General features: G+C 56.7%; 20 protein-coding genes and 1 tRNA gene. 5 read left to right on the top strand and 16 right to left on the bottom strand.

Annotated features, from left to right (window positions below; all coding sequences use genetic code 11):
- Positions 1–61: 61 nt before the first annotated feature.
- The gene (locus CO583_RS05435; protein ID WP_103765730.1) at positions 62–688 is read right to left on the bottom strand and encodes a LysE/ArgO family amino acid transporter; all 627 of its coding nucleotides are present in this window, start codon (positions 686–688) and stop codon (positions 62–64) included.
- Positions 689–760: 72 nt separating this feature from the next.
- Between CO583_RS05435 and CO583_RS05430 the strand changes: the two genes are divergently transcribed.
- Complete coding sequence (locus CO583_RS05430) at positions 761–1,657, top strand: LysR family transcriptional regulator ArgP (RefSeq protein ID WP_154980887.1); 897 nt, start codon at positions 761–763, stop codon at positions 1,655–1,657.
- Positions 1,658–1,667: 10 nt separating this feature from the next.
- Here CO583_RS05430 and CO583_RS05425 read toward each other — a convergent pair whose 3' ends face one another.
- The 9 genes from CO583_RS05425 to CO583_RS05385 are packed head-to-tail and all read right to left on the bottom strand — an operon-like array spanning position 1,668 to position 11,126.
- Positions 1,668–2,933, bottom strand: coding sequence for an NAD(P)/FAD-dependent oxidoreductase (locus CO583_RS05425; RefSeq protein WP_248630796.1), 1,266 nt, complete (start codon positions 2,931–2,933; stop codon positions 1,668–1,670).
- A 6-nt stretch (positions 2,934–2,939) separates the two neighbouring features.
- Entirely contained in the window at positions 2,940–3,365 is a 426-nt protein-coding gene (locus tag CO583_RS05420) for a hypothetical protein (protein WP_043561832.1), read from the bottom strand.
- On the bottom strand, positions 3,352–4,149 hold the full coding sequence (locus tag CO583_RS05415; protein ID WP_248630797.1) for a beta-ketoacyl synthase chain length factor: 798 nt from the start codon (positions 4,147–4,149) through the stop codon (positions 3,352–3,354). Before CO583_RS05415 ends, CO583_RS05420 begins: the two co-directional genes overlap by 14 nt.
- Positions 4,146–5,351, bottom strand: coding sequence for a beta-ketoacyl-[acyl-carrier-protein] synthase family protein (locus CO583_RS05410; protein ID WP_248630798.1), 1,206 nt, complete (start codon positions 5,349–5,351; stop codon positions 4,146–4,148). The genes CO583_RS05415 and CO583_RS05410 overlap by 4 nt, the downstream gene beginning before the upstream one ends.
- Positions 5,348–7,666 (bottom strand): MMPL family transporter, encoded by a 2,319-nt coding sequence (locus tag CO583_RS05405; protein WP_248630799.1) that lies wholly within the window; start codon positions 7,664–7,666, stop codon positions 5,348–5,350. Before CO583_RS05405 ends, CO583_RS05410 begins: the two co-directional genes overlap by 4 nt.
- A complete protein-coding gene (locus CO583_RS05400; RefSeq protein ID WP_086431687.1) occupies positions 7,663–8,286 on the bottom strand; it encodes a LolA-related protein in 624 nt (207 codons plus the stop codon). The genes CO583_RS05405 and CO583_RS05400 overlap by 4 nt, the downstream gene beginning before the upstream one ends.
- A 4-nt stretch (positions 8,287–8,290) precedes the next feature.
- Positions 8,291–9,202: an acyltransferase gene (locus tag CO583_RS05395; RefSeq protein WP_248630800.1), complete on the bottom strand. Its 912-nt coding sequence runs from the start codon at positions 9,200–9,202 to the stop codon at positions 8,291–8,293.
- Positions 9,202–10,842, bottom strand: coding sequence for an AMP-binding protein (locus CO583_RS05390; RefSeq protein ID WP_052349227.1), 1,641 nt, complete (start codon positions 10,840–10,842; stop codon positions 9,202–9,204). The genes CO583_RS05395 and CO583_RS05390 overlap by 1 nt, the downstream gene beginning before the upstream one ends.
- Positions 10,842–11,126, bottom strand: coding sequence for a phosphopantetheine-binding protein (locus CO583_RS05385; RefSeq protein ID WP_043561817.1), 285 nt, complete (start codon positions 11,124–11,126; stop codon positions 10,842–10,844). The genes CO583_RS05390 and CO583_RS05385 overlap by 1 nt, the downstream gene beginning before the upstream one ends.
- Positions 11,127–11,141: 15 nt before the next feature.
- Between CO583_RS05385 and CO583_RS05380 the strand changes: the two genes are divergently transcribed.
- Together CO583_RS05380 and CO583_RS05375 are read left to right on the top strand one after the other, a co-directional pair.
- Positions 11,142–11,813 (top strand): hypothetical protein, encoded by a 672-nt coding sequence (locus CO583_RS05380; RefSeq protein ID WP_248630801.1) that lies wholly within the window; start codon positions 11,142–11,144, stop codon positions 11,811–11,813.
- Positions 11,814–11,968: 155 nt separating this feature from the next.
- A complete protein-coding gene (locus CO583_RS05375) occupies positions 11,969–12,907 on the top strand; it encodes a hypothetical protein (protein ID WP_249103213.1) in 939 nt (312 codons plus the stop codon).
- A 165-nt stretch (positions 12,908–13,072) separates the two neighbouring features.
- Here CO583_RS05375 and CO583_RS05370 read toward each other — a convergent pair.
- Positions 13,073–13,167 (bottom strand) — tRNA-Glu (locus tag CO583_RS05370).
- A 150-nt stretch (positions 13,168–13,317) separates the two neighbouring features.
- Between CO583_RS05370 and CO583_RS05365 the strand changes: the two genes are divergently transcribed.
- Positions 13,318–13,650, top strand: coding sequence for a helix-turn-helix domain-containing protein (locus CO583_RS05365; protein WP_349292513.1), 333 nt, complete (start codon positions 13,318–13,320; stop codon positions 13,648–13,650).
- 690 nt (positions 13,651–14,340) lie between these two features.
- The gene (locus CO583_RS05360; protein WP_248630803.1) at positions 14,341–15,540 is read left to right on the top strand and encodes a reverse transcriptase domain-containing protein; all 1,200 of its coding nucleotides are present in this window, start codon (positions 14,341–14,343) and stop codon (positions 15,538–15,540) included.
- A gap of 50 nt (positions 15,541–15,590) precedes the next feature.
- On the opposite strand, the gene CO583_RS05355 is transcribed toward CO583_RS05360, so the two are convergent.
- From CO583_RS05355 to CO583_RS05335, 5 genes are read right to left on the bottom strand one after another with little or no spacing between them, the layout of a single operon-like run.
- Complete coding sequence (locus CO583_RS05355; protein ID WP_249103211.1) at positions 15,591–18,662, bottom strand: type I restriction endonuclease subunit R; 3,072 nt, start codon at positions 18,660–18,662, stop codon at positions 15,591–15,593.
- A 3-nt stretch (positions 18,663–18,665) separates the two neighbouring features.
- Positions 18,666–19,607, bottom strand: coding sequence for a GIY-YIG nuclease family protein (locus tag CO583_RS05350; protein WP_248630805.1), 942 nt, complete (start codon positions 19,605–19,607; stop codon positions 18,666–18,668).
- Positions 19,604–20,959: a restriction endonuclease subunit S gene (locus CO583_RS05345; RefSeq protein WP_249103209.1), complete on the bottom strand. Its 1,356-nt coding sequence runs from the start codon at positions 20,957–20,959 to the stop codon at positions 19,604–19,606. Before CO583_RS05345 ends, CO583_RS05350 begins: the two co-directional genes overlap by 4 nt.
- Positions 20,956–23,235 (bottom strand): type II toxin-antitoxin system death-on-curing family toxin, encoded by a 2,280-nt coding sequence (locus CO583_RS05340; protein ID WP_248630807.1) that lies wholly within the window; start codon positions 23,233–23,235, stop codon positions 20,956–20,958. The genes CO583_RS05345 and CO583_RS05340 overlap by 4 nt, the downstream gene beginning before the upstream one ends.
- Entirely contained in the window at positions 23,235–23,462 is a 228-nt protein-coding gene (locus CO583_RS05335) for an AbrB/MazE/SpoVT family DNA-binding domain-containing protein (protein WP_110094337.1), read from the bottom strand. Before CO583_RS05335 ends, CO583_RS05340 begins: the two co-directional genes overlap by 1 nt.
- Positions 23,463–23,751: the final 289 nt, after the last annotated feature.

The following is a 23,751-nucleotide window of genomic DNA, read 5'->3' as shown; positions in this document are numbered from 1 at the left end:
GAAAAAGGCCGTCCATCATGGGCGGCCTTTTTTGTGTCTGCCGTGTCAGGGGGGCGCAGGCTTACCCTGCCAGGCCAGCGTGATAGAGCAGTGTTCCTGCCAGGGTGAGCATGATGGCGGCAGTTACCCCATCCAGAATTCGCCATGAGAGTGGATTGCTGAAAAAGGGACGCAGCACTCTGGCTCCGTAACCCAACAGGGGGAACCAGACAAAACTGGCCAGTACGGCACCAAGTCCGAACCATGAACGGCTGCCTTCAGGCTGGGTGAGGCTGACAGACCCCATGAGAAGCACCGTATCCAGATACAGATGAGGATTCAGCAGTGTGAAGCCGCAGGTCATGGCGATGACTTTGCGCAGGCTCTGCGGAGGCTGGTCTTCCAGTGTGACAGAGCTGCTGGTTGTCATGTGGCGTAAGGCAGAGAGGCCCTGCCAGATGAGGAAAGCAGCGCCAGCATAGGTCAGGATGTCCGTAAAGAACGGCATGGCGGCGACAATTTTTCCAACGCCGTGGACGGAGGCTGTGATGAAGACCGCATCCACACTGGCGCAGAGCAGGATGATGGGCAGGACATGCTCCCGCTTCAGGCCCTGTCGCAGAATGAAAAGATTCTGGGCTCCAACAGCGATGATGGCAGAGGCGCCAAGGCAGAAACCGGTCATGATGGGGGTGATGATCGTGTGCATGGCCCGTCTATGACAGGCAGGGTATATACAGAACAGCTTATTTTATTTCATTGAATGAAGGAAAACTTCATCATGTTCGATTACGCTGCCCTGACAGCCGTTAGTGCTGTCGTGCGGGAAGGTAGTTTCGAGAGGGCAGCCGCTGTACTCGGGCTGACACCGTCTGCCGTTTCACAGCGTGTCCGTGGGTTTGAGGAACGTCTGGGGGGTGTTCTGGTCATTCGTGGGCAGCCATGTCGGCTGACAGAACTCGGGACGATGCTCTGCCGTCATTTCGACTGTGTCAGGGTGCTGGAGAGTGATCTGGCCGCCCGGCTGGCCTGGCAGGACAGAGGGGCCACACTTCCGGCTACGGTGAAACTTGCTGTCAACGCAGACAGCATCACGACGTGGTTTTCTCATGCCATGATGGCCTTTGCCCGGCAGGACCCTGCCATAACACTGGATATTTCCATTGATGATGAGAGCTGTACGGCGGAGCGTCTGCGGTCCGGGGATGTCATGGCTGCTGTGACGGCATCGTCCGATCCGCTCCCGTGGTGCAGAACGGTCTCGCTGGGGCGTATGGTTTATGTGGCCTGCGCCAGCCCGTCCTTCATGGGGGTGCATTTTTCTCAGGGTGTGACGGCCGAAACCGTGCAGAAGGCTCCCTATCTGCGGTTCGATCGGCGGGATATGTTTCAGGCCCGGTGGGCAGAGGCAGTGTATGGCGTCACGCTGGGTGCTCCCGCCTGCTGGATACGTTCTTCCACAGCGTTTCTGGACCTCTGCCTTCATGGTCTTGGTTGGGCCATGCATCCTCTGCCGCTTGTGGAGCATCATCTGCGCAGCGGTGCCCTGGTGGAACTGCCCCCAGCGCACCGGCCTTCCATGCCGCTTTTCTGGTCAGTCCCCCGCCTTTATGGTTCGGCATTGAACCGGCTGAGCCAGAACGTGCAGCGTGTGGCGGCAGAGTGGTTGACTGATTGATCCGGTCTGATCAGGCGTTTTTCCCCTGCTGGCGGCCGAAGCGCTTGGCAAAAGCGAAAATGGCCGTGAAGGCCCGGAAGGGGAGCATGATCCGCCATGAGGGCGAGAAGTTGCCTGCAAGAAGCGAGATGATGGCATCCCGCATCCGGAGCGGACTGTTCTTTGGCCGCATGAAGAAGTAGCGCAGCAGCGGGTCGTTGATGCGATAGACGAGCCAGCCGATCAGCCGCATTTCCTGTCTTGTTTTACGTTCAGCCTTGCGGGCCGCCCTGCGCCCCCGGGCTGGATCAAGCAGCCAGGCGCTGGCAACATCGGCGCCGCGGAGTGCTCCCTGCATGGCCAGCATGATTCCTGATGAGAAAACGGGGTCCAGAAAGCCGAAAGCATCACCGATGATGAAATAGCGCTCTCCCCAGGCCTTGTTCCCCTTGTAAGAGTAGTTGCCGGTCGTGGTGAGTGGTGCCAGTGCTTCCGCCTGGCTCATGCGCTCCCGTACGCTGGGGCTGGACTGTACGGTCTTCCAGAAGAGAGTATCCAGCGAGCCACCGTGATTTTTAAAGCTGTCATGGTCCCCCACGAAGCCGACACTCATGATGTCATCCGGCAGGGGAATCATCCAGAACCACCCACCCTTGACGAGATGGACGGAAATATAGCCCTCCATTCCTTCGCCTTCTGCCCGGGGGACATTGCGGAAGTGGCTGAAAATGGCGGCCTTGTTGTTGCGGAGGTCGCTGTATTTCTTTCCATGCTGGCGGAGCATGAGCGTATCCCGGCCGGACGCATCCAGAATGAATCGTGGGGTGAAGAAACGGGGATTTTCTCCATCCGTTTTTGCTTCCACGAGGGGAGCATCCGGTGTCGGGAAGGTGACCTTCGTGACACGGGTTTTTTCAAAGGTCTTTGCGCCTGCTTTGGCGGCATTGCGGAAGAGCAGCTCATCAAATTCTGACCGGCGAACCTGATAGGCATGATCTGCCTGCGGGTCGATGGCGTAACGGAAGGGGAATGAAAGCCGTCCTTCCCCGGTATCTGTCACGAATTCGGCTCCGGGTTTGTAGACCCCCATGGCTGCGACATCGTCCAGCACACCGAGCGTCTCCAGTATGGGCAGGTTGCAGGCCAGCAGGGATTCACCGATGTGGAAGCGGGGATGCTGGTTTTTTTCCAGCATGATGACATCCAGCCCGCGTCGGGCCAGAACGGTGGCAGCCGTGCTGCCAGCGGGGCCACCGCCGATGATCAGGACATCACAGGGGAGAGGGGACTGGGTCATGGTGGTTTATTCCGTTGGGAGCATGACGGTACCCGTTCCGGCCATCAGCAGTCTGGCAGAGGGGGTCCGCAGGGTGAAATCGTAGATCATGCCGCCATGGGCCTGGTGCTTCTGGATGACGGTGATGATGAGGTGCGGCCAGTCGGGATTGTCCAGCCGGTCACAGTGGATCTGGACATCCCGGATACTGGTCAGCCACCCCTGCCGTGCCTCATGGGCTGTCAGCGCGCCATGCAGGGCAGCCGCCTGCATGGCCATTTCCACGCCGGTGACGGGGGGCAGCTGGCCCGCCACCCGGTAGGGGTTGGCCGGGTCGTTATGGAGGTGGGTCGTGGCCTCAAGCTGTGTTTCATCCCAATGGTTCGCAGCATCCAGCAGGCAGCTGGCTCCCTGGTGGGGGATATGGCGGAGGATGGCATCACGGTTGAGCATGGGTCAGCGCAATTGTCATATGGTTGGCCCCGTAGGGCAGGGAAATGGACTGATCCTGCCCGCAGGCAATGGCCTGCAGCAGGGGCAGTATCTGGCCCGCAGGATTGTGGCGGGCCATGTCTGCCAGGCTTTCAGGCAGGGAGGAAAAAGGGTCACGCACATCCCTGCCATTTTTCAGGGACAGTGCAAGCTGGAGTGACGTGTCCCGGCCTGGTGTCAGGATGAGAGCACAGCCAAAGGAGCCCCTGGTCCGCCTGACCGTGCCGAGTGACCCGGGAATGGGCGCATCATACAGGCAGAAGAGAACGGGCTTTTCCTCTGCATGGGCTTCGGCAGCCGCTTTCAGCAGGGCGGCGGGCAGGGTTTCGTCATGCAGCCCCAGTGAGACGGCAGGCTGGTGGCTCTTGTGGCTTATCATCCAGTATCCGGCAGGCGCATTATGGACGGAGTTGTGAAAAAGAGAGGGTGAGACAGCTCCTGCCGGGCTGGCGAGAGACTCCAGAATACGGTTGATGATGAAACCATCGCCGTTGGAGCTGGCAAAGATGGCAGGCAGGTCCCCGGCATGGCACCCAGCCTGCTGGCAGGCTTCCTCGGCACAGAGCATGGCCAGCCGGATGACCTGGCTGGCTCTCCGGCGCTCATTGGCGGGCAGACTGGCGGGTGGGGGCAGTGTCAGGCTGGTTCTGTCATGGGGGGTGTCCCCTCGCAGGACAGGTTTCGCTTCCGCCCAACCATGCAGGCCGTCCCCCCAGCATCCGATACCTGCGATGGAAATGATCATGTCAGTGGTCCGAAGATGAGACTGCTGTTCGTGCCACCAAAACCAAAAGAATTGTTCATGACGAAGTTCAGCTTGCCGTGGCGGGGTGCAAGGAGAATATCACTCTGGAAGAGAGGATCAACCGTCTGACTGTTCATGCAATGTGGTAGATACTGGTCCTGTATGGCTATGGCACAGATCATGCTCTCCAGAATTCCGGAGGCCCCCAATGTGTGTCCGGACCAGCCTTTGGTGGAGGAACAGGGAACGGCCCGGCCGAAGATGGAAGCCATGGCCCTGTCTTCCATCTGGTCATTGGCCGGTGTCCCCGTGCCATGCATGTTGATGTACCCTATGGCCTCTGGTGGCAGGCTGGCCCGGGCCAGGGCTTTCTGTATGGCGAGAGCGGCGCCGCTGCCTGTCGGGTCGGGTGAGGACATGTGGTGGCCATCACTGCTGGCTCCATATCCCAGAAGGCGGAGACGGTAACCGGCTGGCCGGGCAGGGCGTGGCCGGCCATCGGCCCGTTCCAGCAGGGCAAAGCCTGCGGCTTCGCCGATGGAAATACCGCTGCGCCCGGCATCGCAGGGGCGGGTGGGATGGGCCGAGACCAGCCCGAGAGAGGCAAAGCCCTGGAGTGTCATGCGGCAGAGGCTGTCCGCCCCGCCGACAATGGCCGCATCGCAGAGACCGGTAGCCAGCAGGTGGGCGGCATCAATGAAAGCACGGGTAGAGGAGGCGCAGGCGTTGGAGACTGTCAGCATCGGCCCGGTGACATCCAGCCGGGCTGCCACATAGCGTGGCAGGGAGGAGAGGTCCTGCGTGCCGTCATAGGGGAAATCCGGCGGCAGGGCTTCATCCCGGTCTTTGCGGGCAGCATAGGCTTTTTCCGTTGTCAGGATGCCGGATGTGCTGGTGCCCATGACAACGGCAAGGCGATGGCGGCCATAATGGGCCCGGGCATCGGCGACAGCCTCCATGAAATCATCGGTCATCAGGGCCATGTCGGCCAGCCTGTTGTTGCGGCAGTCAAACCGGTGCAGGGATCCTGGCAGCTGATGGTCTTCCACACCGGCAACGCGCCCGATATAGCCATGCCCCGGAGACTGGAACGTGTCAGGCTGGAGGGTCTGGCGCTGTTCCAGCAGACAGGTCCGGGTGGCTTCCATGCCCCGCCCCATGGCGCTGATGGCTGTTCCGGCCGTGATGATCAGTGCGGTCATGCGTGGTCTCCCTGCTGGGAGGAAGTTGGGATGGTGCCCATCAGCAGGAAGCTGAAGATCATGGCGAACAAGGCTCCAGAAGAAATGGTGAGACCCAGCTCCCGCAGGAGAGGGGTTTGACAGCTTGCCAGAATGGCAAAGGAGAGAACGGTCATCATGTTGCAGGTCAGCAGGGTGCGGAGTGTCCGGGTCCGCTCAGCGGCATCAAGCTGGGGGCGGCCGAAAAAGAGGGCGTAATCTATGCCAACACCCAGCACGAAGGCCAGTGCCACGATATGGATGATGGAAAAGACAGGGCCGTGAAGGCGCAGCAGGGCCAGCACGCTCAGGCCTGTCAGGCCAAGGGTGAGGGCAAGACGCCCCGTGCAGGCCGGGCTGCGTTGGCAGACGAGCAGCGTAAGCAGGGCAACGGCAATCCCTGTGGCCAGCCAGAAAGCCGCTTTTCGGACATAGGGGCGCAGCAGGTCTCCCACGGCTGTTTTCATGTTGACGAGCAGCAGGTCAGGCTTTTGCTGGTGAAGCCGCTCGAGAGAGGCAGATGCCGCAGGTGAGCGGGGCAGGATGAGGCCATACCACAGACCATGCCGGGCCATGAGCAGCAGATCGATGCGGTGGCCCACGGCTGTATGGGCGATGTCGTCCAGCCCGAGAGGTGGTAGATGGCGGGCCTGTTCCACATCCTCTGGCAGGTTGGCAAAAGCCTCGGGCTGGAAGGGGGAGGCCTGAAGGGCTGTCTGGAGGTTGGCCCGGATGCTGTCCGCTGCGGGCAGGGTGGCCAGCCGCTGCTGCTGGCGGGCTCTGCTGGGCAGCAGGCGGGCCGCATCGTCCATGTCCTGGCTGGCGGGCAGGTGGCCGAGCAGCTCTTCCTCCTGTTGCAGGATGTGTTCACTGTCCGGGGCGTGGACAACGGCAATCAGACCAGGTTGGGGGGAGCCGAGCTGCTCGTGCAGCTGATGGTCCACTTCCAGCAGGGCTGGTGGGATGGGGTTGAGGATTTCCCCCTGTCTTTCGATCCTGAAGGGATGGAGCAGAAGCACGGCCATGGCGGGAGGTGCTACCATAAGGCAGAGCACACGGTAACGGCGGAGTGCCTCCCAGCGCAGCAGCGAGGGGGATATACCCTGATGATGGGCGGCCAGGTCAGCCTGTGTGACCAGATGGGGCAGAATCCAGATGGTGATGCAGGCGGCGGTCAGAATCCCGGTGGCGGAGAAAAGGCCAAGTTCCATGAGGCCGGGCAGACCACAGAAGATCATGCTCAGCAGCCCGACAATGGCCGTGAGGGTGGCCAGTTTCAGGCTGGTGCCAATGCGGCCCAGAACGACAGGAATGGCTTCCCCCCTGTCCCGGTGCCCCAGCAGAAGGACAGGGTAGTCCAGCGACACACCCAGCATGGTCATGCCGAAGCCGACTGCAATGCCATGAACCCAGCCGAAACAGAGCTGGACTACCAGCATGGAGAGGGACAGGGAGAGCAGGAAAGGTACGCCCAGTGTGGCCAGCACCCAGAGAGAGCGGAAGCGCCAGTAAAGGATGCCGACCACAACGAGAAGGGAGAGAAGGGCGAGGCGGTCCATGTCCTGGCGGAGGGACTGGGCGGCGATGAAGGAGAAAGCCGGGGAGCCTGTCAGAAGCAGCTGGCAGTCCCCGCCATGGGGTGGCCTGCTGTTCTCGAAAGCCTGCCGGATGGCCTGGTGCAGGTGTTTCAGCTGTGCGGGGTCGAGTGTCGGCTGGCGAAGCTGGAGCAGCATGAGCGTGGCATGGTGGTCTGCTGTCAGCCAGAGGCCATCCAGGCTGGCGGGGGGTGTGCTGCTTTCCAGACTGGCCAGATAGTCGGCATAGGCGCCGGTTGGGTCTTTCAGTCCGATATCCTCCACCAGCGGAGCCGCCATGGACTGGAGGAGGTCATAAAGCCGGGCAGTATCGGCTTTCAGGGCGTCCGGGGAGAAAAGGCGTGTCCGGTCATGAGGGGCCAGTCCATAACGGTGGGCGAAAAAAAGCGGCTGGTCCTTCTGCCATGAGAGGGAGGCCGGGCCATCCAGAATGAGGCTGAACTGCCCCGTTGCGGCCAGAGCCTCATGGAATCTGTGCCCGGTCTGGAGCAGGCTGGCCGTATCGTTGCCCCTGATGGAGGCGATCATGATGGACTGGGTAGGCCCGTGGTTCAGCTCATCCAGCAGGAACTGGGACGCTGCGTCATGGGGGCGGGGCAGGAAGGCCTGCATCCCCATGCGGAGGGGGATGGCAGAGAATGTTGCCGCCGCCACCATGATGGCACCGAGCAGGGCCAGCAGAAGAGGGAGACGGCGTTTCATGGTGAGGTGATGGCTGTATCGGTCACATCGCCATTGGCCAGGACAAGATGAAGGCTGTCCAGCGAGTTGTTGCGGCCCTGTATCTGGACGAGCCGGACGATCTGGCCGGTGTCGTGTGTGCGGGGTGTCATTGTCAGGGTCCAGCGTCCCATGTCACCCGTGGCGGAGAGCGTGTAATACTGCTGGAGCAGTGCGACATCTCCCTGCAACGGCCCCCGGATTGTGGCGGCCATGACCTGCAGCGCCGGGCTCATGTGTAGTGGTACGGCCCGCGCGGGGGTCTGGCCATGGCGGAGCCATGCCGTGTCCCCCTGCATGATGAAACTGTCCTGCACAGGGGTGAGGGTGAGTTTTTCCACCCGATCGGGGGGAATGAAACGGAGTGTTCCCTCGCTGTGAAGTGGCACTTTGAGAGCGTGCAGCTGGCGTGTCTCCGTGAAGTGGTTTTCCCTCTGCGAGACCAGACCAATGTGGTGCAGGATGTTGACAGCCAGAGCCTCCTCCTCTGCGGTGGGCGAGGTGATGGCACTGGCGGCAGGAGGCGACATGGCCGCAGTGTCTGCCTGTGCCTCCCGCCAGAAGAGGGGCAGCACAAGGAGGAAGAGGGGCAGGCATTTCATGATGTCAGAGGCCTTTTTCCCAGAAATCAAAGAAATTGAACCATGCGTAGGGATGGCGCTGGCACAGCTCTTCCATCCAGCGGACATAAGCCTGCATGGGGGAGAGCAGCGCCTCCCGTGCGGGGGCTGGCTCTGTTTCCGGGAGAAGAGTATCAGCCAGACTTGTGCAGGCAATATGGTAGGTGCCATTTTTTTGCCTTATGGCGGAGACGAGCACAACCGGTGCGCCGGTCAGTCTGGCCAGATGGAATGGACCTGCGGGAATGGGAGCTTCCTCGCCCAGAAAGCGGATGGGTATGGAGCGGCCACCATCATGGGCCCTGTCTGCCAGAATTCCGATGAATTCACCGTTCCGCAGGGCCTTGAGGGTTGCCAGCATGCTGTCTGGCTGCCCCAGCTCGATGATGTCGGCATTGAAGCCCGGTGCCAGGGCCTCAATGAAACGGGATGTGGCCCCGATGAAGCGGCGATACATCAGCATGCGGAACGGAACAGAGGCATTCAGGCCGCATTGGCGCAGGGCATCGAATGATCCGATATGCGCCCCCATGATGATGCATCCCCTGTTCTGGTGCAGGGCTTCATGGAGGATGTCCTGCCCGGTGATGTGGATGTTTTCCCGTGGGAAGCGGCCACTGAGCAGGTATATGCGGTCCAGAGTATTGGTGCTGTAAGCGTGGATATGGCGCAGCACCATGCCCCAGTGAGGACGGCGCAGTGCGCCGGCACGGTGCAGGTGGGACAGGTACTGCCACGAGGCCTGGCGGACCGAGGAATAGACAGCTGCATAATAGAGTGTGGCTGGCCAGCGTAGCAGGGCGGTGACCCGGTATCCCAGATTCAGGGCAACCCATATCAGCAGCCGGATGGTCAGGCTGTTGCCTTTCTCCGGGCGGAGCCATGTGTTGCGCTGCATCAGGGCTGGCTCCCGGCCTGCCCCCGGAGAATGACGGTTCCTTTCAGGGGGCCGGAAAGGTGATGGAGGGTGAAGCGTATCTGTCCATTGCCCAGAGCGCTGGAAAGCAGTTGCATGGGGTCGCCCGGCCGGACGACGGAGAGAAATTTCACGGTGCTGATCGTACGGACGTCCAGCTCCAGCAGGGTGAATATCCGTTCCAGCAGGGTAATGCCCGGTACGGTGGGGTTACCGGGAAAATGGCCGGGCAGGGCCGGATGGCTGGCCGGGATGGAAAAAGGTGGATGGGCCCGTTTCTCCGCATGGTCCCGGATGAGACCTTCCAGTGCCTGCCGTGTCAGTTTGCCGACAGGGTTGCGGGGCAGGCGGGAGAGGCGGACAAGCCGTCGTGGCATGAAGACCGGGTCCACATGCTGGCGGAGGGCCCGCATGATGGCTGTGGTGGTCACCTCGGTTCCCGCAACGATGAAGGCCTGCAGGCGTGTCGGTTCGGGCTGGTCTTCCTTCAGGTCTTCCTCGCTGAACAGGGGAGCAAAGCAGCCGTCCAGGAGGCCATCCGTCTGGAGCAGGGCCTTGTTGAGTGCTCCGTAGGAGGTTCGTTTGCCAGCGATCTTGAGCAGGTCCCCCTTGCGGTCGACCAGATGGAAATGGCGGTCCCCCTGCATGGTGATGACATCATTCAGAGGATGTGGCGTGGCATGGGGAGCCATGCAGATATGGGTCTGGTCATCAGTCGGGTCGGCTGTCAGGGTCAGCCCGTCATAGAGCTGCCACGGATCGGGGCTGACAGTCCGGCGGCTGGCGATGGAACCAGTCTCGGTGGCACCATAAATTTCCATGACCGGCGCATGGAAGCGTTCTTCAGCTTCCAGAGCCAGTTCCCGGGGGAGTGGAGCAGATGCCGAGATGATGCGTTCCAGCCCAGGCAGTCTGGCTCTGGCCGTCGTGAGAGAGCGCAGATGGATGGGGGTGGTGATGAGCGTGTGGGGAGATGGCGTGCTGTCCAGCAGCTTTTCCACATCCCCGGGGAAGAAGCAGGGGCCGCTGGCTGTGGCGGTTGGTGTATGCAGGCTTTGCAGGATGAGTGTCTCAAAACCGTACATGTGGTAGGGGGGTACGGTACCCAGCAGGGTTGTCCCGTCTGGACGGGATGGTGCCAGAAGGGGCAGGGCAGCATGGCTGCGGGCAACCAGTTCTCCCCAGCGTTTTTTATGGACTTTGGCCTGCCCGGTACTGCCGGATGTAAAGACATGCGCTGCCTCGTGCCCCGCAGGCAGCTGGATGTTGTCCTGACGGGATGATGTCAGTTCGGCAAGGGGGGGCAGGGTCAGGCTGGCCAGGGATTCAGGCAGGGACGGCCCCGTGCAGAGGGCTCCATGGGCCTGTTGCAGGGCCATGAGCTGGGAAACGGCATGATTGCTGGAGAGCAGGCAATACTGTCCCTTCATCATGGCGGCCAGAAAGACGAGCGTGAACTGGACCAGATTGGTGTGCAGGTTGATGATGGGGCGCTCTGGCAGCCGCTCGGCCAATGCCCAGGCATGGGACAGAAGCTGCGTGCCGCACAGAGGCCCCGCAGCCGTATGGAAGACGGGGCGGCCCGGCGTCGTGATGAGGGACAGATCAGGCAGGGCAGGCATCAGCCCGGACGGTGTGTGCTGATATGGTGTGCAAGAGACCGGAGGGAGTGAAAGATCTTGCGGTTGTCATCATCATGTGATTCCAGCTTGATCCCGTATTGTGTGTTGACCATGAGGGCTATTTCCAGCACATCGATGGAATCCAGCCCCAGCCCTTCACCAAAGAGGGGCATTTCGGGATCAATGTCCAGGGGATCCATGTCCAGCTGGACGGCCTCTGTCAAATGGGCAGCCAATTCACGTTCCAGAGGCGTCTGATCGTGAGAAGCGGAAACTGTCGTCACTAAGAGGTTAATCCATTGATGATAGGGAAGGTCTATCACAGTCTAGCATCGGGTTTATCCTTCAGCAAGAGGTGGGCAACCCGGTCATGGCGGCTGGTCCTGCTGCTCGGGGGTGTTGGGCTGGTCAGTCTGGTGCCGGAAAGTGCTGGCTGGTCCGCAGGCTGTGTCTGTCTTGGCCTGATGATGCAGCTGGCCGCTCTGCTGTCCGGACGGCATCCGGGCTGGTTCGTGTTCGTACCTGTTGCAGGGGTACTGGGGTGGTATGCTCCGGCCCTGTCCAGAGTGTGTGACCAGCTGGCCATTTACGGGTTGATGTTGTGGGGGATGCTGTGGCTGTTTGTCCGCTCTCTCAGGCGGGGGCAGGTCCCATTGGTGACCCGGCTGGCCGGGGCCGTGCATGGGACTCCCCTGCGGGCGGATGTGCAGCGTTATACGGTGGGTGTGACATGGGCATGGAGCATTTTTTTCACTCTTGCCCTGCTGGCCCCTCTCATGTTGTGGCTCTGGGCACCACATGAGAGGGCATGGCGTTGGCCTCTTGAGGGAGGAACAGGCCTTGCAGCGGTCGTTTTCTTTGCTGTGGAGATGATCATCCGCCGTCTCGTCATCCGGCATTATGACCATTCCACCCTGAAGCAGAATTTCATGGCTGGCCGTGCCGTTTTCATGCGGAAGGACCTGAAATGAATGGCAGGTTTCTGGCTGGCCATTAAGGCCTGTCATCTGGCTGGGCTTTCGCTTAAGACACGGGCAGATGGGTGAATTTGCAGGGGATGGCCTGAAACATGATGGTATTGCTGCCAGTCTATCATTCTGAACCAGAGAGAGCGGGGCCATCCCCCTTGGCCACGATCTGCTATGGAGGGGCCAGTGGTGGGCTGGATGTGCGGAATGGTCGTGTCTACATGACATTGCCCGGGCCTTTGCCGGCGACCTGCGAACAGTGGTGTCCAGCATCCCTATCGGGTGAGACCCGGCACGAACAGGCTGCCAGAGGCCGGCAGGCAGGGCTGGAACAGGGGATCGGCTGGAGTGCAGAAGGTGATCTGCTTTTCGCTGCCTTCTGGGTGGAAGACCAGCCGGAGCTCTGCGAGGCGGTGCAGACCAGTTACGAACGGCTGATCGGCCTGGCGCGGGGCAAGGGTTTTGGCCACATCTATCGGATGTGGAATTATCTGGGGGCCATCAATCAGGACAATGCCCGGGGTGAGGAACGGTATCGGGATTTCTGTAGTGGTCGTTCCCAGGCGTTTGAAGCCATGAGCATCGGTTTGGGTGAGCTGCCTGCGGCCACGGGCATTGGCCTCTCTTCCGGTGGTGTGGCTGTCTTCCTGATCGCCCATCGTCATGTGGGTGGTGTCAATCTGGAGAATCCCAGCCAGCTTCCTGCCTATCATTACCCGCCCCGTTATGGGCGGCGTTCACCGTCCTTTGCCCGTGCCACCGTCATGGAAGGACCAGATCGGACAGCTCTGTATCTCTCCGGCACGGCGAGCATCCGGGGACATGAATCCGTCGGGACGACGGTGGAGGAGCAGCTCTCTGTCACGATTGAAACAATCAATTCATTGCTTGATGCGGCCCGGAAACGTTTTCCCCGTCTTGAAGCAGGGCGCTTTGAGAGCATGAAGCTCTATGTCCGTCATCCTGAAGATGCAGCGGTCGTGCGGGAGGGTATTTCACGGGCCTTCCAGTGCCCGCTGGAGCAGTCCCCGCTCTTCATTGCCGACATCTGCCGGGCAGAGCTGCTGCTGGAGGTCGAGGGGGTGTTTCTGGGGTGAGGGGGACGGCTGATCCGTATCGGCACAAAGGCTGATGGGAGGGTGTCCCCGCCTCATGGCGGCTCAACTGGTCCGGAGAGCTTGGCCCCCGGCAACGTAATCCGTTATTTATGGGAGATAGCCCATGAAAGGCCACATTGTTCTCTTCTCATGTGGAAGAAGATGTGGCGTCCCGTACGGGATGCGAACCCGTGTTGCCGCCGTGAAAGGGCGGAAGGAATGCTATGACTTACCTTGGAATTTTGCAGAAAATCCCTGACTTCCGCCACTTTTATATAACTGGATGTCACTGCTTGTCACGGGGTATCTCCCTCCATTTGGCTCAAAATTGGCTCAATGGCTCAGGCCGAAACAATGACATTTCTGGCTGCCTCGCCCAGAAATTTCGTTGATAATTTTGTAGCAGAGTGATGGCGTCCGAACTTCCTGAAGGTATGAGGCCCGCTGTCCTGACATACGTGCAGGCGGCAGAATATCTGGGCATCAGTCCGGGTCGGTTGCGGAATTTGAAATGGATGGGCCGAGGGCCCCGTTCTGTTACATATGGGATTCGCGACGTAAGGTTCCGAATCGCTGACCTTGATGCTTGGCTGGATCAGAAAGCTGGTATTCAGCCTGTCCCACAACCTGCACGGAAGCGTGCACCACGGCCCAGACGTCGCGGCATCGGTATGTTGGCTACATTGATTCTGCTCGGTGGCATGACGCTACTCGCAATGCTGATTAAGTTTATTTTTTCTTAGCATGCCATGCGTCTAAGGTTATGTGATTAACCAAGGCAGCATACACAATTTCCAGTTTTTTCTTTTGTTTTTGATCTAACTGTGGCATTGACATTTAGTCGGCTATGGACCTCTTGGTCTGATTCCGTCGTATGTGGCGATGGCTTAGTTTGAAGATTGCCGAGGTTAGCGGATGTGGAAGCGCCAGAAACGGCAAAGCCGATCCGTCTCGCCAGTCTGATGGCAAGGCGTCCGAGGTCAATGATGGTCGAAAACCATCTGGCAGACGGGTTAATCGCAAGCTCCTGAAGCCCTCCGATTTAACAGTCGGTCAAAAAGGAGCTGGTAAGCATATGCACGGGTACAGGATCAGGGCGCGGGGAACCCATAGGGTGTCTGGTAGGCACCGTCGATTTGGGCTTGTACTTGCCGCCCTCTTGGGGTATATTATATTGGGGGTGAATGGTCTTGCGCCAACCACGAGTGATGGGATGACAGCCGAACTTAGCTGGAATTCTGTTGCCGGGAAGGATGCCGAGGTTAGCGGATGTGGAAGCGCCAGAAACGGCAAAGCCGATCCGTCTCGCCAGTCTGATGGCAAGGCGTCCGTGGTCAATGATGGTCGAAAACCATCTGGCAGCAGTCGCCTCGCTTGCTGGGGCTATATGAAGCAAGCGAGGCAGTGCCCTTTCCTTTTGATGGGAAGTGATTTTGAGTCAGTCAGCTCGGCAAGAATTGGCATCTCTCTCCAGACTTGAATTCGCATGGAAGCAAATTTGGAGAAAAAAGGGGGCGAAGACTACTCCTGGGGTTGATGGGGTATCTGCTACTACTTTCAAAAATGAACGTATGAATCGTCTGCGTGAAATTCAAAGTAATATTCGCGACGGATATAAATTTAGTCTGTTGCGGGGGGTGGCAATACCCAAAACTGATCCTAAAAAATTGAGATTAATCTGTATTCCTACGTTATCTGATCGGATAGTGCAGCGTGCCCTCGTCAATAAAATCGAGGAGCAGGCGGAAAAATTGGGACTTATTAATCCTGTCAGTTATGGCTTTATAAGAAATACAGAAAATCAGAACCGTGGCGTTAGAGGGGCGCAAAAAGCTGCCTGTGCGCTTCGTGAGAAAAAGCCGTGGGTTTTTAAAGCAGATATAGCTAAATTTTTTGACCGCATTAATCGCAAAGAATTAGCTGAAAAATTTTCGCGGCAATTTAAATTAAGATCTTTGACACCCTTGGTTTTGGGTGCAATCCAGTGCGAAGTCGCTGAAAGTAGTGAAAAAATCCGAAAAGCCACTATTCAGAATGGCATTCAGAGAGGGAGAGGTCTTCGACAAGGGATGCCGTTATCTCCCATACTCAGCAATTTTGTTTTAAAAGATTTTGATAGAGTTGTTGGAGCGCAATACTCAATGGTGCGCTATGCGGATGACCTACTTATTTTCACTGACACCGAATCTCAATGTATAGAAGCAAGGAAAAAAGTTGAAGAAGAATTAAAAATTATTGGTCATGAATTGAGTGAAGAAAAGAGTCATATATATTCTCCATCACAACCAGTAGATTTTCTTGGGATGGCATTGGCTAGGCAGGAGAATGGGAAGTGTTATTTTTATGTGTCTCCTGAGCAAATAAGGGAGATAAAAAAATCCATTTCAGAATATCATGACATTTCATGGTTAATATCACAAGATAAAGATATTGGGTATGTATTGAGGAGAATAAATTTTATGAAAAATGGATATTTATCTGCATATGATTACGCTTCAAACAGTAAGGATTTAAAAAATCAATTGGAGCAAGCGGTACAAAAATGTGTCAATGTTCTTTATGGAACAATTTTTGGACGCGATGCAGTTCAAAATCTTTCAAATAAATATCGTAAGTTCCTTATGCTTCCTTAATGTTTAGTTAAATAATAAAGGAAGGAGGGATAGAAATCATCCCAGTCTGGCTATTCCTGCAATTCCTCCCATAACCCCCCCTGTTTTACGATGGCGGCAATAACTGTGCGCAGTAGGGCATTATCATTGAGCATCTGTTTGCCCATCTTCTCATGTGCGTCCATCAACTCGATGGTCGCATTCATCCCTTCTTCCTGGAGATCAGGTGAATTGGCGAACTGATCCTTGGTATTGGCCTGAGCCTGTTCGCGCAATTTTTTCGATTCTACCAGTTTGGTTTCCAGTCCCGTAACAAATGCCACCTTATCTCCGTCCGTCAGATCACCTTCGAACAGATTATTGATGGCTTCGATAATACGAGAGAGTTGAACCTTCGCCTTGTCCTGCGGTTGCCCTGAACCCGCCTCCTTTATGGGTTCTAGCCCCTCTCCGGCTTCGTTCTTCAGCCCCAGCTTCTGCTTGCCAAGATCCTTCATACGATGATGCGTCAGGCGCAGGGTGGTTGTATCGACCGTCTCGCGCTCACGGTCGAATTTCAGCAGTGGCCAGAGCATTTTTGCAAAAAGATACAGCTTTTCATAATCCGGATTGCCGTAATTCAGCATCTGGCTGAAGAACTCGTACATCCGCATATAGGATGCCAGATCGCTCCGGAACTGGATCAGATCATCAATCCGTTCCTTTGCCTCCTGCCGGTCATGCGAACCTTCCGGCTCGTCCTGAAAGAGCTTCCGGGCTTCGCGATACCGGCCCAACACGCGGGAGCTGACCGGTACAATGGCCGCATCAAGCTGCTGCTGCGTTGCTTTCGGATTTGTCAGGATATGGGCTACGCGATCTACTTCCGGCTGATCGTATAACCCGGCATCATCCAGCTTGTGGCGCAGGTTTACCACGCAGTTCGGATCACTGAGGTCGGCCAGTTCGGCCTTGGTGTAATATTGCTGGAATGCCTTGAGGATATCTTCGGGGTCGTTCTCGAAATCCACCACAAAGGTCATGTCCTTGTCGGGATAGCAACGGTTCAGCCGCGAGAGCGTCTGGATAGCCTGAATGCCACCGAGCTTCCGGTCGACATACATGCCGCACAGCAAAGGCTGATCGAACCCGGTCTGGAACTTGTTGGCCACGATCAGAATTCGCCACGGGTCTTTGGCAAAAACCCCCCGCAGGTCGCGCCCCTTCAGGGCAGGATTGATGTTGCTTTCCGTAAATGGCTCCGGGCCACTTTCTGGGTCATCCACCTCGCCCGAGAACGCGGCCAGAAGCCCGAACGGATAATGTTTTTCCTTAACGTAGCGATCCATCGCCAACTTCCAGCGCACTGCTTCCTTGCGGCTGGCTGTTACCACCATGGCCCGTGCCTTGCCGCCAAGTAGCGGCTGCACATTTTGGCGGAAATGCTCCACCACGATCTGAACACGCGCGGCGATATTGGTCGGGTGCAGCCGCACCCACTTCATCAGCACCTTCTTGGCTTCCGAAGCCTCGACTTCCGTCTCATCCAGAATTTGACCGTTCTGGCTCAGGCGAAAGGCCTGTTTCCATGATACATAATTCTGCAAGACATCAAGGATGAAGCCCTCCTCAATCGCCTGGCGCATGGAATAGATGTGGAATGCTTCGGGCTTGTTATTCTCCTCCTTGGGCTGGTCGGGGTGCGGCAGACGCCCGAACAGTTCCAGCGTTTTGGCCTTGGGCGTGGCGGTGAAGGCGATAAAGGAAATGCCCGCATCCGCAGCAGGCCGCTGTGCCATTTCCGCTGCCAGCAGGTCTTCCGTGCTGACCTCCCCGCCATCGGCAAGTTCTGCCAGCTCTCCTGCTGAAAGGGCGGCCTTCAGTTTGCTGGCTGATGTGCCGGTCTGGGAAGAATGGGCTTCATCCGCGATTACGGCGAAATGCTTGCTCTCGGTTGCTGCAAGCTGGCGGATTTCCTCCAGCGCAAAGGGAAAGGTCTGGATCGTGCAGATGATGATTTTCTTGCCCGCATGCAGGGCTTCGGCAAGTTCCTGGCTTTTGCTGCCACCATTGCCGGAAATGGAGGCCACCACGCCGCGCGTGCGTTCAAAACTCTCGATTGTTTCCGAAAGCTGCCGGTCCAGCACCGTCCGGTCCGACACCACAACCACGGTATCGAACAGCTTGTGATTATGCCGGTCATGCAGATCGGACAGGAAATGCGCTGTCCAGGCAATGGAGTTCGTCTTGCCCGAACCGGCGGAATGCTGGATCAGATAACGCTGACCCGGACCTTCCGCCAGAATGGTGGAAACCAGAAGCCGTGTGACGGCAAGCTGGTGATAACGTGGAAAGATCCAACCCGTGATCTTTCCCTTCTTCTTCACCGGGATGATGTAGCGGCCCAGAATGTCCAGCCATGAGGCTGGCTGCCATACCTCACGCCACAGATAGGCCGTGGTGCTGGGGTTGCCTGCCCCGCCATCGTTCCCCTGATTGAACGGCAGAAAACGGCTGTGCGCACCATCCAGATGCGTGCACATCATCACGTCGCTGTTGCTGACCGCAAAATGCACCACAGCCCCACCGGGGACCGAGAGCAACGGTTCTGCCGGTTTGCCCGGTGGTTTGGGCAAGCGGTCGGTGGAGTACTGCTCCACCGCATCCTGAACCGACTGGGTATAGTTTGACTTCAGTTCCGCCGTGGCCACGGGCACGCCGTTCAGAAATAGCACCAGATCCAGTTCGTTGCCATTACTGGCTGAATAGCGCACCTGGCGCACCACGCGCAGGCGATTGGCATCGTAACAATGTTGCAGATGCGGGTCCATCGTCAGCGCCGGGCAGAACTGGCAGATTTTCAGCGTTTTTGTCAGCCCGATAATGTCCAGCCCGTCACGCAGGACAACCAGCGCGCCCCGCGTGTTCAGGGCATCGCGCACACGCTGGCACAGCACGGTCCCTGCTGCTGCGCCGTGTGTCTTTTCCAGTGTCTGCCACGCATCCGGTTCGCACTCACGCACCCATGCCAGCAGATCTTCGGGGAACAGGGACAGGCCGACATCGTAGCGGCTGGCAGACCCTTCCTCATACAGCCAGCCGGAACGGCCGAGATAGTCGCAGATTGCGGATTCCAGATGGTGTTCCTTGTGAAGGTCGGTCATGTTTCAGTCATCCTCTGACACGACAGTCGCCAGTTGTCGGGCTTCCCACTCACGATATGTGATATTGTGAGTAACCTCGTGCCAACATTCCGGACCATTCGCGGCTCTTCCATACACCATTGCTGCCGCTGCACTTGGACTGGAGAAAGCATAGTCTTTAACAAATTTCGCTATATCGCCGTCCGGCGCAATCACACCGCCACGCAGGAGTTCTTCAAATAATGGACGATAACTATGATTTTCTGTGCCTTGCCATTGCCGGAAGGCACCAGAACCAGCCTGTACAATAAATTCGCCATTCTGAAGCATGGCATGTGCCTGGATATTATATTTCGGATAATTCAGAACAAATTGTGAAGACAAGTTTTGCTCAGCGGGAGCGGATTCAGGTCTTGGCATTAAAGAAGCCGCTGCTGTAGAACCGGCAGGTCGACTCCTTTGAATAAACATATCAACACGAATTGCTGGTAAAACGACCATAAGATTGGCAAGGAAAGCTTCCATTTTTGCCACATCTGCTTCGGTCAATCCTGGTAAAGACGGGGTTGTGCTATTTTGCAGCGGCGTATGCCCGATCTCCTTCGCTATGGAAATCATACGTGCTTCAAGATATTTTACATGTGCTTTGTTCAAACGGTTTGCGCTAGCAGATACTAAAACAGCAGTTTCCCACCAATCCTTGTTTTCTGAACTGGCGTGAGTTTTCATACGTGCTCGAAGGTCTTCTGCTTCGCCTATGTAAGCAAACGCCCCTCCATCATATTCGCCAAGCAAAAGGTACACACCCGCATATCCAGCTTCTTCACGCTGCAAAGCTTCAGCTAGTCGAGTACGGGGCGTAACGAACACATGCCCCGTCCAGTTGAACAGTTCGGCCGTCACCATACCATCTGGATGACCGTCGATATAGAAAAGTTCCAGAGAGCGGCCTTTTGTATCGATCATGCTGCGTTGTCCTTGTTCTGGTTGCGGACGTCAATTTTGCCGGTGACGGCGGCTGAAATGAGGGCTGCGCGGCGTTCTTTGAGAAGAGAAAACATATTTTTTTGCTCAGAAATCAGAGCGTCAATCTTCCCACATTCGTGCTGCACCCAGTTGGCAATTGCCTGCTGTTCAGGAAGGGGGGGAAGAGGAATTGTGAAATTTCGAACAAATTGTTCAGAAACTCGTTTTTGACCACCAGCCCCATACATTGAAGCTTCAGTTGGTTGTCTGAAAACATATGATTGAAAAAAGAGAAAGAGATAGTCTGGTATAACATACGAAGAGATAGCACGAGCTACTACAAGTTCTGTTGTCCCAAAACCAATACCCTTTAGTAGTCCTTTTACTAACGCCCCTTTTCCATTTTCAAAGCAGGGGGTAATTTTTGCAAAAATAACATCCTCATCTCTGAAATAAGTATAACCATTTAGCACATCAGAAATTTTTCGCTGTTGGCTTAGATCAATCGAACCGTCATTACCAATGGACTCCATTGGGAGAAATGATACTTCCTCTGTAAATGGGAAATTAGATATTTCAGTTTTTGAAGGATTAAATTCAGCCACAAAACGTAGGCGACAGCATTTCCACCTGTTTGGTACCATCCCAATCAATGGAGTGCCTGAGTCCTTCATGGGGGCATTGGGATTCAGGCCCTTTGTGACAGCGTGGGAGATGACGGCCTGACGCTTTTCCGCAAGGAGGGCAATCAGCCGTTCCTGTTCGGCAATCAGGGTATCAATCTTCCCACACTCACGGTCCAGAAAGCTGGCTATTTCCTGCTGCTCAGAGAGGGGTGGAAGTGGAAACACAGTATTGGAAATGTAATCAAATTCTAGACTCTCCACTGTCGCTCCCTGTTTTGACCACAGAGGCAAAAGTGCCGAATTCGCTCCTTGAATTAATCTAAAAATATAATGAACATCGTATAGTTTATGATTTATTATTATGCATTTCATATCCTGATTTAATGCAACTTCCATCGCGTTGATTGCAACCGGTATTGTATGTCTCAAAATGCCTGATCGTACAACAAGCAGCACATTCCCTGAGGGGACTATCTGAGTGGCAGTTTCAGAAATTGCTTTGTCAGTAATATGATCTTCTGTATCGACAATTACGTCGCTTTTCATGTCTTTTGGTGATACCCATGGAATCGAACCGTTCCAATACTGTAGATTATCTTTTGAAGGCGTTCCACCGCCTACAAAGCGTGCCGCTGATTTTAATGGAACAAGGCGCCATTTAGTCGGGATTTCCCCAATCCACTCAACCCCACTATCCTTATACGCTAGATACTTCGGAAAACTCATACCGAAAGCTCCCCAAGCATCGCCATGATTTTCGCGGTCACATCCTTCAGGTCCGCATCAATCTCCGTAAGCGGACGCGGCGGCTCGAACACATAAAAATACCGGTTGAACGGGATTTCGTAGCCGATCTTTGTCCTAGCCTCGTCAATCCATGCATCCGGGGCATGGGGCAGGACTTCACGTTTAAAATAGGCGTGGATATCCTCATTCAGCGGCACGTTTTCTGTATCGCGTAGGCTGCTGTCAGGCACGGGCTTGCCCTTCGCCTTGCCGCGCTGACCAAGGACGATATTGCCATCCTCGTCACGCTGTGGGCGCTCCACCGTGATGGTCTGGTAGCCAAAATCTTCATTGCGTAAGATACGGCTCAGCGGGGCCAGTTTGACCTTGCCGCCTTCGGGGGCTTGGGGCGGTTCCGCACCCTTGGCCACGACTTCGTGCATCTGCGTGTCATCGGCGGCAGTAATGGTGGCAAGCTGCGCGTCCTGCGCATCACGGAACAGGCGGGTGACAAGGGTAATATCATCCTCCCCCATTTCCTTGCGCTTGGAACCAAGGCTTTTGCGCATTTTCTGCCAGAAGGAAGACGCGTCGATCAACTGCACCTTGCCCTTGCGGTTCTTCGGCTTGCGGTTGGTCAGCACCCATACATAGGTGGCGATCCCGGTATTGAAGAACATGTCGGTCGGCAGCGCGATGATGGCTTCCACCAGATCTTCTTCCAGCACGAAACGCCGAATTTCAGATTCACCGGAGCCAGCAGCGCCGGTGAACAGGGGCGAGCCGTTCAGGACAATACCAAAGCGCGCGCCGCCATCCTTTGCAGGACGCATCTTGTGCACGAGATGGAGCAGGAACAGCATGGAACCGTCCGAGATACGGGGCAGGCCGGGACCGAAGCGTCCGTCGTAACCCAGCTTTTCATGTTCGGCCCGGACCGCTTTCTCAACCTTCTTCCATTCCACGCCAAAGGGCGGGTTGGAAAGCATGTAGTCGAATTTGTAATCCGCCAGTTCGTCATCAGAAAGCGTATTGCTAAGCCGGATATTGCTGACATCCTGATTGCGGATCAGCATGTCAGCCTTGCAGATGGCATAGGATTCCGAGTTCAGTTCCTGCCCGAACATGGTCAGGCGCGCATCCGGGTTATGGTCAAGCAGGAATTCTTCCGCAACCGAGAGCATGCCGCCGGTGCCTGCAGTGGGGTCATAGATGGTGCGCACGGCCGGGTTGCCGGGGGTCAGCAGGTCGTCATCCTCGGCAAAGATCAGGTTCACCATCAGCTTGATGACTTCGCGCGGGGTGAAGTGCTCCCCCGCCGTCTCATTGGAGGCTTCGGAGAACTTGCGGATCAGTTCCTCGAACACCTGCCCCATCTGGTGGTTATCGACAGCCTTGTCGCTGAGGTCGAAGCTTACGAATTTTTCCAGAACCAGATAGAGCAGATTGGCCTTTGCCAGGCGGTCTGTCTGCTCGGTGAAGCGGAAATGATCGAAGATGTCGCGCGCGGCAGGCGAAAAGGCATTGATGTAGGCAGAAAGGTTCTGGGTCAGGTTGTCCGGGTCGCCCAGCACGTCTTTCAGGGTAAAGTCAGACGTGTTCACGAATTTCAAACCGGCGGCTTTTTCCATGAACGGCATCGGATCGATGCCTTTGCTTTCCCACTTCGCCTTTTCCTTTAGCACTTTGTCCCGAGTGGGGATCAATACGGCGTCGAGGCGGCGGAGGACGGTGAAAGGCAGAATGACGCGCCCATATTCTGCGGGTTTGAAATCCCCGCGTAGAAGATCAGCTACCTGCCAGATCATGGAGGACAGGGAGGTCGTGCGGGGGGGGATGCTCATGGGGAAATCTGGTCCGGTATCGAAAACATGTAATTTTTTAGTCTTGAAAGTGCTGCCTAAGCCAGACTGCGAACGCGTTTTCCTCCATTGCGCCAGATGCAAGGGCAACCATGGTTTCGACGGCTTCCGGGGCGCTAACCTGCACAAGCGTCCATTCAGCCGAAGAAAAAGGATGCAGCAGCTCCAGGCTGTTCGCTTGTTGGCGTCATTGAAGGGATGATTACGGGCGATACCATAAGCATATGCGGCCGCTAAAGTCGCGGTGTCCGGCAGATCGGATTCCGCATAGTGCCAGCGGTTTTCTGGACGGGCCAACGCACTGTGCAGCAGGTCTTCACTTTTGATTCCATGGGTTCCGCCGTATTCCTTCAGGGCCTGATCGTGCATGAACAGCACCACATCAGGCTCTAGAAATTCGGGCGTATCCGCCATTACCGCTTGGCCAGTTCCTGAAGGACATCAGCCTGCTCACGCAACGTTTCACGCGCCATCTGCATCTGGCGTTCCAGTTTGAGATTGCGCTTCACCAGCTTGATGCCGTCAGCCATTTCAACAAGTGTCAGTTCCTGCCCGACCTCCAGACCCAGCCGGATACGCGTTTCGGCAGGCAGGGTGACACCGACAGAGTTTCCCTGTTTGCGAATAATGACCGTTTCCACTGGCTTCACTCCGTATTACATAAAGTAGTACGTATCAGGACCGGTTGGGACACGGCAAGCTAAAACAAATTGTCACTGGGCCCGCTATCACACTGATCCCCCTGCAACCTGACCATCCGCTTTCTGCCAAATCATCTGATCGTCAGGTTACGCTCTCTGGAAACATGGCATAAAATTATGCTGGCCCGGTAAGGGAGGGGGTCAACGGGGGAGGTCACTCCCCCTTGTCAGGCAGGGAATGAGGACAGGGAGCGCAGCGAAATGTGCTCCATTCCCGATGCCTGGCTCT

This window comes from Parasaccharibacter sp. TMW2.1882 (assembly GCF_023337635.1).
GTDB classification, from domain to species: Bacteria; Pseudomonadota; Alphaproteobacteria; order Acetobacterales; family Acetobacteraceae; genus Bombella; species Bombella apis.
Note: the sequence above shows the minus strand (reverse complement) of the source record. Positions and strands in the feature narration are given on the sequence as shown.

Excerpts from the sequence above, each read along its gene's own strand:
- CO583_RS05415 (WP_248630797.1), bottom strand. The coding sequence starts at position 4,149 with ATGATCATTTCCATCGCAGGTATCGGATGCTGGGGGGACGGCCTGCAT.
- CO583_RS05340 (WP_248630807.1), bottom strand. The coding sequence starts at position 23,235 with ATGGCGGATACGCCCGAATTTCTAGAGCCTGATGTGGTGCTGTTCATG.
- CO583_RS05425 (WP_248630796.1), bottom strand. The coding sequence starts at position 2,933 with ATGACCCAGTCCCCTCTCCCCTGTGATGTCCTGATCATCGGCGGTGGC.
- CO583_RS05410 (WP_248630798.1), bottom strand. The coding sequence starts at position 5,351 with ATGACCGCACTGATCATCACGGCCGGAACAGCCATCAGCGCCATGGGG.
- CO583_RS05430 (WP_154980887.1), top strand. The coding sequence starts at position 761 with ATGTTCGATTACGCTGCCCTGACAGCCGTTAGTGCTGTCGTGCGGGAA.
- CO583_RS05350 (WP_248630805.1), bottom strand. The coding sequence starts at position 19,607 with ATGATCGATACAAAAGGCCGCTCTCTGGAACTTTTCTATATCGACGGT.
- CO583_RS05395 (WP_248630800.1), bottom strand. The coding sequence starts at position 9,202 with ATGCAGCGCAACACATGGCTCCGCCCGGAGAAAGGCAACAGCCTGACC.
- CO583_RS05400 (WP_086431687.1), bottom strand. The coding sequence starts at position 8,286 with ATGAAATGCCTGCCCCTCTTCCTCCTTGTGCTGCCCCTCTTCTGGCGG.
- CO583_RS05405 (WP_248630799.1), bottom strand. The coding sequence starts at position 7,666 with ATGAAACGCCGTCTCCCTCTTCTGCTGGCCCTGCTCGGTGCCATCATG.
- CO583_RS05420 (WP_043561832.1), bottom strand. The coding sequence starts at position 3,365 with ATGCTCAACCGTGATGCCATCCTCCGCCATATCCCCCACCAGGGAGCC.
- CO583_RS05345 (WP_249103209.1), bottom strand. The coding sequence starts at position 20,959 with ATGAGTTTTCCGAAGTATCTAGCGTATAAGGATAGTGGGGTTGAGTGG.
- CO583_RS05365 (WP_349292513.1), top strand. The coding sequence starts at position 13,318 with ATGGCGTCCGAACTTCCTGAAGGTATGAGGCCCGCTGTCCTGACATAC.
- CO583_RS05390 (WP_052349227.1), bottom strand. The coding sequence starts at position 10,842 with ATGCCTGCCCTGCCTGATCTGTCCCTCATCACGACGCCGGGCCGCCCC.
- CO583_RS05435 (WP_103765730.1), bottom strand. The coding sequence starts at position 688 with ATGCACACGATCATCACCCCCATCATGACCGGTTTCTGCCTTGGCGCC.
- CO583_RS05355 (WP_249103211.1), bottom strand. The coding sequence starts at position 18,662 with ATGACCGACCTTCACAAGGAACACCATCTGGAATCCGCAATCTGCGAC.